Here is a 12,815-nt window from a genome sequence, read left to right as displayed (position 1 = left end):
GGGCTCCTCATGAGTGCGTTAAATAAAAAAAGTTTTCTCACTTATCTGAAAGAAGGCGGTATTTACGTTGTTCTTTTAGTCTTGCTGGCGATTATTATTTTCCAGGACCCTACGTTCTTAAGTCTGCTGAACTTGAGTAACATTCTGACCCAGTCTTCCGTACGTATTATTATCGCGCTTGGCGTGGCGGGACTTATCGTTACCCAGGGGACTGACCTTTCGGCAGGGCGCCAGGTGGGTCTGGCGGCGGTCATTGCGGCAACCCTGTTGCAGTCGATGGAAAACGCCAACAAGGTGTTCCCGGAGATGGCGACCATGCCGATTTTCGTGGTGATCCTGATCGTGTGCGCCATCGGCGCGGTAATTGGCCTGATTAACGGCATCATCATTGCTTACCTGAACGTGACGCCATTCATCACCACGCTTGGCACGATGATCATCGTTTATGGTATCAACTCCCTGTACTACGATTTCGTCGGCGCGTCTCCAATCTCTGGCTTCGACAGCGGCTTCTCGACCTTCACGCAGGGGTTTGTTGCGCTGGGCAGCTTCCGTCTCTCCTACATCACCTTCTATGCGCTGATTGCGGTAGCGTTCGTCTGGATCCTGTGGAACAAAACCCGCTTCGGTAAAAACATCTTTGCTATCGGCGGTAACCCTGAAGCGGCGAAAGTGTCCGGGGTCAACGTGGCTCTGAACCTGCTGATGATTTACGCCCTGTCCGGGGTCTTCTACGCCTTCGGCGGGATGCTGGAAGCGGGCCGTATCGGCTCTGCAACCAACAACCTCGGCTTTATGTACGAACTGGATGCGATTGCAGCCTGCGTGGTTGGCGGCGTCTCCTTCAGCGGCGGCGTGGGTACCGTGCTGGGCGTGGTGACCGGTGTGATCATCTTCACCGTTATCAACTACGGCCTGACCTACATCGGCGTGAACCCCTACTGGCAGTACATCATCAAGGGCGCCATCATCATCTTCGCGGTTGCGCTGGATTCACTGAAGTACGCGCGTAAGAAGTAAGATCTTCAGAATGAAAAGGCCCGCTCACGTAGCGGGCCTTTTTTTGCCTGGTGGCGCGACGCTTACCGGGCCTACAAAATCGCGATCGTAGGTCGGGTAAGGCGAAGCCGCCACCCGACAAAAGTTATTACTTCTTCTGAATTTCCAGCAACTGCTCTGGCGTTACCGCCGGGTAACCCTGTGCATTCTCCGGCACTTCGTGCATCGTTGGGATCGGCACCAGCGGGCCTAAAAAGCGCGGTTCACGTTTGAATAAGTACAGGTCAGCCAGCGCGCCAAAACGAGCGCCAAACTCACGTACGCGCACGCTCAGCATATCCTTTGGCGATGGCACCGCATAACACTGCGCCTGAATGCCCATATGCAGGGCGATAAACAGCGCCCGCTCGCAGTGGAAACGCTGGGTAATGATGATGAAATCATTGGTGTCGAACACCTTGCGGGTACGCACGATGGAATCAAGCGTGCGGAATCCGGCGTAGTCGAGCACGATATCGGCCGGGTCGACGCCTGCGGCAATCAGATCTTTGCGCATCGTCACCGGCTCGTTATAGCTTTGCAGCGCGTTATCGCCGCTCAGCAGCAGATAGTTCACCTTGCCGCTGTTATAGGCGTTCAGCGCGCCCTGAATACGATACCGGTAATACTGATTTATGACGCCAGTGCGGTAATACTTGGCGGTGCCAAGCACCACACCAACCTGACGGTAGGGGAGATCCTGTAGGTCATCAAAAATGTAGGGGGCTGTTTTCCAGCTCATCCAGCGGTCGAGACCCAGCACGATCAACAGCAGTATGCCGACCAGGACAGACAGGCTGTAAAACACGCGCTTTAACATGCAGATGGCTCGTACCGATGATGAAATTTCCCTCAGGCTACTGTACCCGCCTGGTTAGCGCAAGAAACAGCGATTCAACTGAGGGGTTTTTCGTCAGACTGGCGGGCAACTCTGCCCGCCGAACAGATTATGCCAGCAGCACGCGGTCGATGGTTGAACAGCCCAGCGCTTTCAGCGTGGCTGCGGTCGCGTCCCACTGGATCAGCGGCGCATCGGCCTTTTCAGCCAGGATTGCGCGCTGAATATCCGGGTAGTCATACCCGTTCAGGCTAAGCAGGTTCAGGGCACCCTGGAGCGGAGGCAGAGTCGGGTTAAATGCGGCGTTCTCTGCATAGCTGCCGGTGAAGATGCGGCTGTCGCGGCACTGAAGGGCGACGCCGCTTGGAGATTTGCTGTATGGCGTGTGGCTTTTATTGGCGGCGGCAATGGCCGCTTCGCTCAGCTCATCTCCCGAGAGCGCATAACCGTGGTCCTGCTCGTCCATCAGCAGGGTTTTGATCTCAAGATCTTTCGGGCCGAAAGCATCCGGCAGGTAATCACCCAGCGTATGCGGTGCGCGTCCCGGCAGGTTGATACGCAGTTCAAGACCGCTGTTCAGCTCATTCATAAACTGGCGGCAGTGGCCGCAAGGGGTATAGTTGACGGTGATGGCGCGCAGGGCTTTTTCGCTGCGCAGCCAGGCGTGACTGATGGCGCTCTGCTCCGCGTGGACGGTTTGCTGCATGGTCGCACCGATGAACTCCATGTTTCCGCCGAAGTACCAGGTTCCGCTCACGCCGCGCGCAATTGCGCCTACGTTAAAATGGGAAAGGTCAGCGCGGGCGCAGGCAGCCGCAAGGGGCAGCAGGGCGAAAGCCAGCGCGTCTTCGTCCAGCCCCGTTGCCTGTTTAAGGGCCGTGACCTGATCTGCCGTCAGCAGGGCGGGGAAATGCGCATCCGCCAGAACCGGAGCCAGGGCTGATTGCAAATTCTCTGCAAGCTGAGAGAAAGCAGCTTGAAAACGTGGATGCATGACGTTGCCTCATCAAGGTTAATGGATCGGTAGTGTACGGAGCCGTACGGCCTTTATATGTGATCCAAATCTCATTATGTGTGCAACTTATGAAATGAAAATGAAAATTGCGCGACGCATCGCAAATTTTAGCCCATGACTGCCAGAATAATCGGGAAGATAAACGGCGCGACCAGGGAAGTGATAATCCCGCAGATCACCAGCGCCAGCGAGCTGAATGCCCCTTCCTGATAATCCAGTTCCGCGCAGCGTGCGGTGCCCAGCGCGTGCGAGGCGGTACCCATCGCCAGACCGCGTGCCGCTTTGGTCCGAATTTTCATGATATTGAGCAGCGTATGACCAAACACCGCGCCCAGGATACCGACAAAAATCACGCACACGGCGCTGATGGCCGGAATGCCCCCGATGCTGCCGCCCACGGCCATGGCAATCGGCGTGGTGACGGATTTAGGCAGGATAGAGGCGGCGATCTGCGGCGACGCGCCCATCAATAAGGCCACCGAGGTGCCGGTGATCATCGCAACAAGGCTACCCACAAAGCAGATGGTAATGATGGATTTCCAGCGCGCGCGGATCTGATGCAATTGCTCATATAAAGGAAACGCCAGCGCCACCACGGCAGGCTGCAACAAATCGTTGAGGATCTTGCTCCCGGCGAAGTAACGCTCATAAGGAATGCCGGTGAGCAGCAGAAAAGGAATAATCACCACCATGGCGACCAGCAGCGGGTTGAGCAACGGCATTTTGAAACGCACCGCAAGCTTACGCGCAGCAAAGAACACCACCAGGGTTAACGGCAGGGACCACCAGATATTCGCCATCATTTTTTTGTTTTCTCCCCGACGACCTTGCGTTCGCCATGCACAATGTGTGAACTCCAGCTGACGACCAGGAATACCACCAGCGTACTGATGGCGCAGGAGACCACAATCGGGCCGAACTGCGCTTTAAGCACATCGTAATACTGCATCACCCCAACGCCGATAGGCACAAAAAGCAGGGCCATATAGCGAATGAGAACGAAGCACCCCGGATTAACCCATTTCGCGGGCAGCACCTGTAATGCCAGTAGCACAAACAGGATCAGCATGCCGATAATGCTGCCGGGTATCGTAATCGGCAGCAGCGAAGCGATAAAAATGCCGGCGTACAGGCAGGCATAAATGAGGACGAAGGCGCGAAGGTATTGCCAGATAGTATTCAGTGATTTGCTCATGGTGAAAGTCCTTGCTGAGACGTATTCATCATACAATTAAACCTGAAAATGTGCCACGGATCACATCATGAATTTTGGGCATACCAGACATTCCGGAATGGAACGCCGGGCTTTCAACATACATAGAGAGCAGCTACTATAGCGCGTCTTTTTTCACAGGTACTCAGAATGCGTGTTTTACTGGCCCCGATGGAAGGCGTGCTCGACTCTCTCGTGCGCGAGCTGCTTACCGAGGTGAACGATTACGATCTCTGCGTGACGGAGTTCCTGCGCGTGGTCGATATGTTGCTGCCAGAAAAATCATTTTATCGTCTCTGCCCGGAACTGCATCGTCAGAGCCGTACCCCGTCCGGTACGCTGGTGCGTGTCCAGCTGCTCGGCCAGTATCCCGAGTGGCTGGCTGAAAACGCCGCCCGCGCGGTAGCGCTTGGTTCGTACGGCGTCGATCTTAACTGCGGCTGTCCGTCAAAGCTGGTCAACGGCAGCGGCGGGGGGGCGACGCTACTTAAAGATCCGGAGCTGATTTATCGCGGCGCAAAGGCCATGCGTGAGGCGGTGCCATCGCACCTGCCGGTGACGGTCAAAGTGCGTCTGGGATGGGACAGCGACGACAAGCAGTTTGAAATTGCTGACGCGGTGCAGCAGGCGGGCTCCACCGAGCTGGTGGTGCACGGGCGAACCAAAGAGGATGGTTATAAAGCCGAGCGCATTAACTGGCAGGCGATTGGCGAGATCCGCAAACGGCTTACGATCCCGGTGATTGCCAACGGCGAAATCTGGGATTATGAGAGCGCGCAGGCCTGCCTCAAAGAGACCGGCTGTAATGCCGTGATGATTGGCCGCGGTGCGCTGAACGTGCCGAACCTCAGCCGGGTGGTGAAATATAATGAGCCGCGGATGCCGTGGGCGGATGTGGTGAAACTACTGCAAAAATACACGCGGCTGGAAAAGCAGGGCGATACCGGCTTGTATCACGTCGCGCGCATTAAGCAGTGGCTGAGTTATTTGCGTAAAGAGTACGACGACGCGCTGGGATTATTTCAGGAGATCCGTACCCTACAGACGTCTGCGGATATTGCCCGGGTGATCCAGTCAAAATCCTGAGCGAAGTGTGAAGTGTTTGCCCGGCGCGGAGCCGGGCAACAGAATCAGAAAATCATCTTAAATACGCCGGTTACCACCAGCAGCCCTATCAGAAATATAATCAAAATAACCCACAATAATATTTTCATTCGCCTCTCCTGCGTATGTCTGTCGAAGTAAGTGTAGCAGCCAATTCATAATTAGCATGAATACATGAAATTAAATCATTGTCTTGGAGAATAAATTTCCGGATATGAAAATGTATAACAATATGCGGATTGCCACGCGTTACTAAAAAACGGAACGTCAGTAAGCGTAAGTTGCGCCTTTATTTTTTTGAGTTCATGGCGTAATGAAACGTTCTCTTACTTTATCTCTGAGTGCTCCTCTTGTTTTTATGCTGGCCGCCTGCGCGCCGGAACATGCCACGGTGTCTCCAGTAAAAACGCAAGCCGCCGCCGCAGCTGTAAATACCCAACTGCGTCATGCCGACTGGCCAAAAAGCGAATGGTGGAAAGACTTTAACGACCCCCAGCTCAACGCGCTGATCGACAAAGCGCTGGAGGATGCGCCGGATATGCAAATTGCCCGTCAGCGTATCACCCTGGCGGAAGCACAGGCGAAAGCCGCTGTCGCTGCTGAGGGTCCACAGCTGGATTTTTCCGCAGATGTTGAACGGCAAAAAATGTCGGCAGAGGGGCTGATGGGGCCATTTGCGCTGACCGACCCGGCGGCGGGGACAACCGGCCCCTGGTACACCAACGGCACCTTTGGTCTGACGGCGGGTTGGGATCTGGATTTATGGGGTAAAAACCGCGCCCAAATTGAGGCCCGCATCGGTCAGGTGAATGCGCAAAAAGCGGAGCTGGAGCAGACCCGCCAGCTGCTCGCCAGCAGCGTCGCGCGGCTGTACTGGGACTGGCAGACCGAGGCCGCGGTGGGTGACGTACTCGCGCAAATCAAACGGGAGCAGGAAAATATCATCGGTGCCGATCGTGAGCTTTATCAGCACGGCATTACCTCCTCGGTGGAAGGCGTTGAAACGGATATTAATGCCAGCAAAACCGATGAACAGCTCGCTGACGTGCACGGCAAAATGAAGGTCATTGAGGCGCGTCTGAATGCGTTGACCCATACCCCTTCAGTCACGCTCGCCCGGCATGCCTTACCTGACGCAGAGGCGTCGTTGCCATCAACGCTCGGTTATGAACTGCTGGCTCGGCGCCCGGATTTGCAGGAGGCGCACTGGTATATCGAAGCATCCATGAGCGAAGTGGATGCCGCCAGAGCCGCGTTCTACCCTGACATCAATTTGATGGCATTCTTGCAGCAGGATGCATTGCACCTGAGTGACCTGTTCCGCTCATCTGCGCAGCAAATGGGCGTAACCGCCGGGCTGACGCTGCCAATTTTTGACAGCGGTCGGTTGAATGCGAACCTGGATATCGCCCAGGCGCAAAACAACCTCTCCGTGGCGAACTACAACAAGGCCGTGGTAGATGCCGTAAACCAGGTTGCCCGGACGGCCAGCGAAGTGGAAACGCTGACCGCCAAAAATCAGCACCAGCAGCAGATCGAAAAAGATGCGGCGCGCGTCGTTGCGCTGGCACAGGCGCGTTTCAGCGCCGGGATCATTGCCGGCTCCCGGGTGAGTGAAGCAAAAATTCCGGCGCTCAAAGAGCGTATTACCGGGTTGATGCTGAAAGGTCAGTACGTGGATGCCACGCTCCAGCTCACCTCCGCGCTGGGTGGCGGATATCATCACGGCTAACATTGCGCATTATCTATACTTACCTCTTTGCAGATTATCAGGAGGTGAGTATGACGCGAGTCGCAATTGTTACCGCATCGGATTCAGGAATTGGCAAAACGACGGCCCTGATGCTGGCCGAACGCGGGTTTGATGTCGGAGTAACCTGGCATTCAGATGAGAAAGGGGCGCTGGCAACCTGCCGTGAAATTGAAGCGCGCGGGCAGCGTGCCGAGGCCATTCATCTCGACTTAAGCAATTTGCCGGAAGGCGCAAAGGCCATTGAAACCCTGATTACGCGTTTCGGGCGGCTGGATGTGCTGGTTAACAATGCCGGGGCGATGAATAAAGCGCCATTTCTGGACCTGTCGTTTGACGACTGGCGGCACATATTCACCGTTGACGTGGACGGCGCGTTTCTCTGCTCGCAAATCGCGGCGCGTCAGATGGTGAAGCAGGGGGAAGGGGGGCGGATCGTGAATATCACCTCGGTGCATGAACATACGCCATTGCCGGACGCCAGCGCCTATACGGCGGCCAAACATGCGCTGGGCGGGTTAACAAAGTCGATGGCGCTGGAGTTGGTTAAACATAAGATTCTGGTGAACGCCGTTGCGCCCGGAGCGATCGCCACGCCGATGAATGATATGGACGACAGCGAAGTGAAAGAAGGCGCAATGCCGGAAATCCCGCTGGCACGGCCAGGGCATACCAAAGAAATTGCCAGCCTGGTGGCGTGGCTGTGTGACAGCGACGCCAGCTACACCACCGGGCAGTCGTTTATCGTCGACGGCGGTTTTATGCTGGCGAATCCGCAGTTTAAGCCGGAGGGATAGGTTCCCCTCACCCTAACCCTCTCCCTGTGGGAGAGGGAACTAAAAACCCCCTCTCCCTGTGGGAGAGGGCCGGGGTGAGGGCATCAGGCCGCACTCACTCCTGATCCCGCCTCTTCTCTCTGTGCCGCATCCACAGCCGTACCACAATCACCACTGCAACAACCAGGATCAACCAGGCCCAGTGTTTAAGATGCTGATCGAGATTATGCAGCCACGGACCTATTACTTCGCCACCCACGTAGCCAAGCGTGGTGAAAATCAGCGCCCAGGCAATCGCCCCGAGAATGTTCAGCGGCAGGAAGATTTTCGGCGGTAAGCGGCTCGCGCCAATCAGTATTGGCCCGATGATGCGAAAGCCGTACATAAAGCGGGTACCAATCACAAACAGCCAGGGACGTCGCTGGATAAGCCGCTGAGCACGGCGAATTTTCTTTTGATGCTTAGCAAAACGTTGCAAAAGCGTCGGGCCAAAGCGCAGCCCCAGAAAGTAGAGCAGCTGATCGCCAATCATACCGCCCAACGCGACGGCGGCGACCACCAGCGAGAATTTCAGCAATCCCTGATGTGCGGCCACCCCGCCCAGCAGCGTGATGGTTTCGCCTTCCGCGACGCTGCCGATCACCAGCGCGGCGTATCCATATTGTTCAATAAGACCGTTGATATCCATTACGTAAACGTCATCTCCCTTACTGTGCCTGCGTTAATCATATACCCCATCCATCAACCGCGCGGCAATCAACGGAAATTTCCCACTGTACATAAAATAATCTAAAGCCTGCATTATACTTAAGCTATCGCTGACGGGCCGACAACAAGGGGGCGTTATGAACCATGTCTGGGGACTTTTCTCCCATCCCGATCGTGAAATGCAGGTGATCCGTAACGAGAACGAAACGGTCGCGCATCACTATACCCACCATGTCCTGCTGATGGCAGCGGTGCCGGTGGTCTGCGCGTTTATTGGTACTACGCAGATAGGCTGGAACTTTGGTGACGGCACCGTGGTTCAGCTTTCCTGGTTTACCGGACTGTACCTGGCCATTCTGTTTTATGGCCTGATGCTGGCCGGGGTGGCGGTGATGGGGCGGGTCATCCACTGGATGGCGCGCAACTATCCGCAGCGCCCGTCGCTGGCACACTGTATGGTCTTCGCCGGATACGTCGCGACCCCGCTGTTTTTAAGCGGTATTGTCGCGCTCTATCCACTGGTCTGGCTGTGCGCGCTGATCGGTACGGTTGCCCTCTTTTACACCGGTTATCTGCTGTATGTAGGGGTGCCAACCTTCCTCAATATCAATAAAGAAGAGGGCCTGAGCTTCTCCAGCTCTACGCTTGCCATCGGCGTGCTGGTCCTGGAAGCGCTACTGGCCCTGACAGTTATTCTTTGGGGTTATGGATACCGTCTCTTTTAAGTTCCCTGCATTGCTGGCGTAAATGCCAGCAATGCAGCATCTGGTTATGATTCTCCGCTGGCGACAACGCACGGTGACCGCTATGATGCCGAAGCCAGCCTGTGTTTATCCGTTGACACAGGCGGTGTACGTCATAACGTGCGTGAATCATTATCAGAAGTCTCATCATGCTGAAATTTCGAGTGTCACTCCTTAGTCTTGCGCTGCTGCTGGGCGTCTCCGCTACCGCGCCAGCCATCGCCAAAACGACCGCAGTCGCCACCGCTGCTGCGCAACCCCAGATTGCGTCCGGCAGCGCGATGATCGTTGACCTGAATACCAACAAGGTGATCTACGCCAGTCATCCGGATCTGGTGCGCCCGATCGCTTCCATAACCAAAGTCATGACCGCGATGGTGGTGCTTGATGCACGACTGCCGCTGGACGAAAAGCTGAAGGTGGATATCAGCCACACGCCAGAGATGAAAGGGATCTACTCTCGCGTGCGTCTGAACAGTGAAATCAGCCGTAAAAATATGCTGCTGCTGGCGCTGATGTCCTCTGAGAACCGCGCGGCGGCAAGCCTTGCCCACCATTATCCTGGTGGTTACGACGCGTTTATCCGCGCGATGAACGCCAAAGCCAAAGCGCTGGGGATGAAAAATACCCATTTCGTGGAGCCAACCGGTCTGTCGATTCATAACGTCTCGACGGCGCGTGATTTAACCAAGCTGCTGATCGCCAGTAAGCAATACCCGCTGATCGGTCAGCTCAGTACCACGCGTGAGGAGATGGCGACATTCTCGAACCCGGCGTATACGCTGCCGTTCCGCAACACTAACCATCTGGTGTATCGCGATAACTGGAATATTCAGTTAACCAAGACCGGATTCACTAATGCGGCAGGGCACTGCCTGGTGATGCGCACCGTGTTTAACGGTAAGCCAGTAGCGCTGGTGGTGATGGATGCCTTCGGCAAATATACCCACTTTGCGGACGCCAGCCGCCTGCGCACCTGGATTGAAACCGGGAAAGTGCAGCCGGTGCCGGCTTCAGCGCTGGCGTATAAAAAGCAGAAAGCGGAACAGATGGCGACGGCGCAGAACGACTGAGCCGCCTGTCTGTGCCGGGTGGCGGCTTCGCCTTACCCGGCCTACGGCCCTAAAGCGGCCCCGATACGTAGGCCCGGTAAGCGAAGCGCCACCGGGCGAAAGCGCCTACTCCGGCAGCGTCCAGTCACCATCGTTGAGTGGACGCTGCATGATCAACGTATCCCGCCAGTCCCCCTTCTTATACCCCACGCTGCGCAGTTGACCGACAACCTCGAAGCCATGTTTTTTATGCAGCCGTAACGATCCCGCATTATTGTTTCCGTCACCAACCACGGCAATCATCTGCCGCCAGGGTCCTTGTTCACAACGGGCGATCAGTGCCTGGAGTAAGGCCGAGCCAAACCCGCGCCCGGTAGTGCTGGCATCCACATAGATGGATTCCTCAAGGGTGTACCGGTAGGCCTGGCGTGGACGATAAAACGTGGCGTAGCAGTAGCCGACAACAATGCCGCGATACAGCGCAACCAGCCAAGGTAAACCGCTGTCGGTCACGCTCTTCATCCGCTGACGCATCTCATCGACGGTGGGAGGAACTTCCTCGAAGGACGCACGGCCATGAAGCACATGCCAGGCGTATATCGCCGAGATGGCATGCGCATCGTCAGGAAGGGCGTCGCGCACCTCGATTTCAGTTTCGGGGAAAATTTCTACAGCCGACATGTTCTGCCCGCTCCTTGTTTGGAAAGCCAGAGAAACGTTTCTCTGGCAACAGGCAGATACTCTAGTACGTTTGAGGAGGGCTTAACAATCTCTTAAATTTGGCTATAAGAGTTCATCAGAGGCTTGCGTATTGTGTTCCTCTGTTTCGGCACTCTCTTTCCAGTATTTCTTCCGCGTTGTCTTACCAATGCCCGGGTTCATACTGTTTGTAGGGTCATTTTTGCGATAAAACTGTTTAAGCGTCTCCGGCGCTTTGTACAGGTGTCCTACGTTGTGCTCGGCAGGATATTGCGCGCCACGCTCGTGCAGCAGCGCCAGCATCTGTTCTTTCAGCGCATGCGCATCAACCCCTTTTTTGACGATGTAATCCTGATGGAAGACATAGCACATAAAGTGGCCGTAATAGAGCTTATGCACCAGCTTGCTGTCAATCTCCGGCGGCAGATGTTCAAACCACTCGGTATCGTTGCGACGCAGGGCGATATCCAGCGCCAGAATATCCTCCACCTCTTCGGAATGCACCGCCTGATAACGGATGGCAGCACCCGCCGCGGCGAAGCGGTGCAGGAAGGCTTTGCTGCCTTCTTCCGGCGTACAGGCAAAGAAATCCCCGTCGGCGGTTTTGAAGAATTCGGTGAGCCAGCTCTGCGCTTCGGCAATTCCGTCCCCGGCCATTTTCAGCAGCAGATGGTGCTCATACTTGTCGCGCCAGGTCTTCATCCGCTCCGGTAAATGCGCCGGGAAGACGTTACCCAGCTTCTGCATAAAGCGGTCGGTGAAGTGCGGTTTGAACAACGATACTTTCTCCAGCATCGCGTCGGTGCGGCCCTTCATAGTGAAGAAGAACGGCATTTTGTCGGTGCCGAGTTTGTCGATCATCAGGAAGGTGTCTTTCCCGTAGCGCTCGGCGATGTCGTAAATGTCCCGGTGCATATACTCGCCCGCCACCGGCAGGTGAGTGAACTCGGCCAGAATATGACGACGGATCTCCGTCAGCACCTCCGGCTGATTGGTGCCGATGTAAAACACCTGCTGCTTTTTCTCTGCCGGGAAGGTATCGAGGCGCACCGCAAAAACGGCCAGCTTGCCCGCGCAGCCGGAGGATTCAAACAGGCGATCCGGATCGGCGTTATAGCGCGCCGGCGTATCGGCATTGATATCGCGCACGCGGGTGATGTAATCGTGGTCATGCGCGTGACGGCCATCGTGCTGAACGTCTTCGTCCTTCACGCGGTCATCGTCAAGTTTGCTGAGGATCTGTTCAGGCGTTACGCCCAGATCGATCCCCAGATGGTTAACCAGCGTCAGCTTGCCGTTTTCATCGATACGGGCGAACAGCGACATTTCCGTGTAAGCCGGGCCGCGCTGCACCAGCGAGCCGCCGGAGTTATTGCAGATCCCGCCGATCACCGAGGCGCCAATGCACGATGAGCCGATCACCGAGTGCGGTTCGCGTCCCAGCGGCTTAAGCGCTTTTTCCAGCGAGTAAAGCGTGGTGCCGGGGAAGGCGAGCACCTGTTCGCCCTTGTCCAGCAGGTGCAGTTTGTCGAGGCGCAGGGTGCTGATAATCACGATGTCACGATCGTAATCGTTGCCGTTCGGCGTGGAGCCTTCGGTCAGGCCGGTATTCGCAGCCTGCATTAAAATAATCTTGTCTGCCGCAACGCAGGCGCTGAGCACGCGCCACAGTTCGAGCAACGTACCGGGGAAGACTACCGCCAGCGCGTCGCCCTGGCCGGAGCGAAAGCCCTTCCGATAGCGGGCGGTTTTGGCCGGGTCGGTAAGCAGGTGAGAGTGACCAACCAGGCGAGACAGTTCGTTAATAAATGTAGTGTTATCGTCAGTTCGAACAGAAGACATCTTCCACTCCTTGTGGTGGGGCAAATTTCTCGCTGTA

Annotated in this window: 13 protein-coding genes; 6 read left to right on the top strand and 7 right to left on the bottom strand. The window is 55.9% G+C overall.

The features are described 5' to 3' along the window. Window positions 1-9: 9 nt before the first annotated feature. Window positions 10-1,020, top strand: a complete 1,011-nt coding sequence (mglC, locus tag IPZ49_RS00865; protein WP_003859318.1) for a galactose/methyl galactoside ABC transporter permease MglC — start codon at window positions 10-12, stop codon at window positions 1,018-1,020. A 127-nt stretch (window positions 1,021-1,147) separates the two neighbouring features. On the opposite strand, the gene sanA is transcribed toward mglC, so the two are convergent. The 4 genes from sanA to IPZ49_RS00845 form a co-directional block, all read right to left on the bottom strand. Continuing rightward, window positions 1,148-1,858, bottom strand: coding sequence for an outer membrane permeability protein SanA (sanA, locus tag IPZ49_RS00860; RefSeq protein ID WP_017383381.1), 711 nt, complete (start codon window positions 1,856-1,858; stop codon window positions 1,148-1,150). A 127-nt stretch (window positions 1,859-1,985) separates the two neighbouring features. After that, window positions 1,986-2,870: a cytidine deaminase gene (cdd, locus tag IPZ49_RS00855; protein ID WP_063659536.1), complete on the bottom strand. Its 885-nt coding sequence runs from the start codon at window positions 2,868-2,870 to the stop codon at window positions 1,986-1,988. Between the two features lie 128 nt (window positions 2,871-2,998). Next, window positions 2,999-3,694: a CidB/LrgB family autolysis modulator gene (locus IPZ49_RS00850; protein WP_015572322.1), complete on the bottom strand. Its 696-nt coding sequence runs from the start codon at window positions 3,692-3,694 to the stop codon at window positions 2,999-3,001. Beyond that, complete coding sequence (locus tag IPZ49_RS00845) at window positions 3,691-4,086, bottom strand: CidA/LrgA family protein (protein WP_003859308.1); 396 nt, start codon at window positions 4,084-4,086, stop codon at window positions 3,691-3,693. Before IPZ49_RS00845 ends, IPZ49_RS00850 begins: the two co-directional genes overlap by 4 nt. A 168-nt stretch (window positions 4,087-4,254) precedes the next feature. On the opposite strand from IPZ49_RS00845, the gene dusC reads away from it, so the two are divergent. The 3 genes from dusC (at window position 4,255) to IPZ49_RS00830 (ending at window position 7,755) form a co-directional block, all read left to right on the top strand. Then, the gene (gene dusC, locus IPZ49_RS00840; RefSeq protein WP_063932866.1) at window positions 4,255-5,190 is read left to right on the top strand and encodes a tRNA dihydrouridine(16) synthase DusC; all 936 of its coding nucleotides are present in this window, start codon (window positions 4,255-4,257) and stop codon (window positions 5,188-5,190) included. A 331-nt stretch (window positions 5,191-5,521) separates the two neighbouring features. Next, window positions 5,522-6,940, top strand: a complete 1,419-nt coding sequence (gene mdtQ, locus IPZ49_RS00835; protein WP_033487345.1) for a multidrug resistance outer membrane protein MdtQ — start codon at window positions 5,522-5,524, stop codon at window positions 6,938-6,940. A gap of 50 nt (window positions 6,941-6,990) precedes the next feature. Beyond that, entirely contained in the window at window positions 6,991-7,755 is a 765-nt protein-coding gene (locus tag IPZ49_RS00830) for an SDR family oxidoreductase (protein ID WP_072203318.1), read from the top strand. A gap of 94 nt (window positions 7,756-7,849) precedes the next feature. Here the strand turns inward: IPZ49_RS00830 and IPZ49_RS00825 are convergent, their stop codons facing one another. After that, a complete protein-coding gene (locus IPZ49_RS00825) occupies window positions 7,850-8,422 on the bottom strand; it encodes a DedA family protein (RefSeq protein ID WP_032669483.1) in 573 nt (190 codons plus the stop codon). A gap of 157 nt (window positions 8,423-8,579) precedes the next feature. Between IPZ49_RS00825 and IPZ49_RS00820 the strand changes: the two genes are divergently transcribed. Beyond that, window positions 8,580-9,167: a Yip1 family protein gene (locus IPZ49_RS00820; protein ID WP_003859296.1), complete on the top strand. Its 588-nt coding sequence runs from the start codon at window positions 8,580-8,582 to the stop codon at window positions 9,165-9,167. Window positions 9,168-9,334: 167 nt separating this feature from the next. After that, a complete protein-coding gene (gene pbpG, locus IPZ49_RS00815; RefSeq protein WP_015572329.1) occupies window positions 9,335-10,258 on the top strand; it encodes a D-alanyl-D-alanine endopeptidase in 924 nt (307 codons plus the stop codon). 105 nt (window positions 10,259-10,363) lie between these two features. Here the strand turns inward: pbpG and IPZ49_RS00810 are convergent, their stop codons facing one another. Both IPZ49_RS00810 and dld read right to left on the bottom strand, forming a co-directional pair. After that, complete coding sequence (locus tag IPZ49_RS00810; protein ID WP_017383377.1) at window positions 10,364-10,918, bottom strand: GNAT family N-acetyltransferase; 555 nt, start codon at window positions 10,916-10,918, stop codon at window positions 10,364-10,366. A 102-nt stretch (window positions 10,919-11,020) separates the two neighbouring features. Then, on the bottom strand, window positions 11,021-12,778 hold the full coding sequence (gene dld / locus IPZ49_RS00805) for a D-lactate dehydrogenase (RefSeq protein ID WP_015572331.1): 1,758 nt from the start codon (window positions 12,776-12,778) through the stop codon (window positions 11,021-11,023). Window positions 12,779-12,815: the final 37 nt, after the last annotated feature.

It is taken from the genome of Enterobacter cloacae complex sp. S2, assembly GCF_015159675.1.
GTDB classification, from domain to species: Bacteria; Pseudomonadota; Gammaproteobacteria; order Enterobacterales; family Enterobacteriaceae; genus Enterobacter; species Enterobacter intestinihominis.
This window is presented reverse-complemented; position numbering and strand designations above follow the sequence as displayed.

Bases quoted from the DNA above. Each gene is read 5' to 3' on its own strand.
- IPZ49_RS00845 (WP_003859308.1), bottom strand. From the start codon at position 4,086: ATGAGCAAATCACTGAATACTATCTGGCAATACCTTCGCGCCTTCGTC.
- pbpG (WP_015572329.1), top strand. From the start codon at position 9,335: ATGCTGAAATTTCGAGTGTCACTCCTTAGTCTTGCGCTGCTGCTGGGC.
- mdtQ (WP_033487345.1), top strand. From the start codon at position 5,522: ATGAAACGTTCTCTTACTTTATCTCTGAGTGCTCCTCTTGTTTTTATG.
- cdd (WP_063659536.1), bottom strand. From the start codon at position 2,870: ATGCATCCACGTTTTCAAGCTGCTTTCTCTCAGCTTGCAGAGAATTTG.
- mglC (WP_003859318.1), top strand. From the start codon at position 10: ATGAGTGCGTTAAATAAAAAAAGTTTTCTCACTTATCTGAAAGAAGGC.
- IPZ49_RS00850 (WP_015572322.1), bottom strand. From the start codon at position 3,694: ATGATGGCGAATATCTGGTGGTCCCTGCCGTTAACCCTGGTGGTGTTC.
- dusC (WP_063932866.1), top strand. From the start codon at position 4,255: ATGCGTGTTTTACTGGCCCCGATGGAAGGCGTGCTCGACTCTCTCGTG.
- IPZ49_RS00820 (WP_003859296.1), top strand. From the start codon at position 8,580: ATGAACCATGTCTGGGGACTTTTCTCCCATCCCGATCGTGAAATGCAG.
- IPZ49_RS00825 (WP_032669483.1), bottom strand. From the start codon at position 8,422: ATGGATATCAACGGTCTTATTGAACAATATGGATACGCCGCGCTGGTG.
- sanA (WP_017383381.1), bottom strand. From the start codon at position 1,858: ATGTTAAAGCGCGTGTTTTACAGCCTGTCTGTCCTGGTCGGCATACTG.
- IPZ49_RS00810 (WP_017383377.1), bottom strand. From the start codon at position 10,918: ATGTCGGCTGTAGAAATTTTCCCCGAAACTGAAATCGAGGTGCGCGAC.
- IPZ49_RS00830 (WP_072203318.1), top strand. From the start codon at position 6,991: ATGACGCGAGTCGCAATTGTTACCGCATCGGATTCAGGAATTGGCAAA.
- dld (WP_015572331.1), bottom strand. From the start codon at position 12,778: ATGTCTTCTGTTCGAACTGACGATAACACTACATTTATTAACGAACTG.